At 63.0% G+C, this 508-nt stretch carries 1 protein-coding gene; it reads right to left on the bottom strand.

All coding sequences use genetic code 11. The annotated features are described in order from the left end of the window. Positions 1–472: hypothetical protein (locus tag EII42_RS12245; protein WP_148098061.1), on the bottom strand; the 472-nt coding region annotated here is incomplete at its 3' end. Between the last annotated feature and the right edge of the window lie 36 nt (positions 473–508).

The following is a 508-nucleotide window of genomic DNA, read 5'->3' as shown; positions in this document are numbered from 1 at the left end:
GCTTGGTGGGCCCGTAGCACTCCGGGGCGGAGGGCGTGTAGTTGTCGGCCTCGGCGCGCTCCACCACCTGACACAGGTACTCGTAGGCCGCGGCCTGCATCGTCACATTCACCCGAATCGCCAGTCTGTAGGTCTCAAGAACCACGGTGGTTAGCCCGGCCAACTCCAGGCTGGCCTGGGTCTGCACCCCGGCCATCTCGGTGTACTCATCGGCCGCGGGCCCACTCCAACCGGGCACCTTCTCCATCGAAGGCAACGACTTGGCGATCCTATTGAGGATCTTGCTGGCTTCTAGCCACTGGCGGTATTCTGCTTGGAGTTTGGCGGGGGCTTCTCTGTGGTAGACGAAGACGGCCACGGCGGCCCTGAGCGCGGCGGCGGCAGCGTTCGAGTACGCTATCGAGAGATCGTTTTGGCTTGCTAGCGCGCGCAGGATCTCGGTGGCGTTTACCCCTTCCTCGTGGGTTCTCATGTACCACTTCTCGATCTGTTCCGCGCAATAGCGCTC

This window comes from Tessaracoccus sp. OH4464_COT-324 (assembly GCF_003932855.1).
In the GTDB taxonomy this organism is placed as follows: domain Bacteria; phylum Actinomycetota; class Actinomycetes; order Propionibacteriales; family Propionibacteriaceae; genus Arachnia.
The sequence above is the reverse complement of the archived record's forward strand: the minus strand, read 5'-3'. Positions and strand labels throughout refer to the sequence as shown.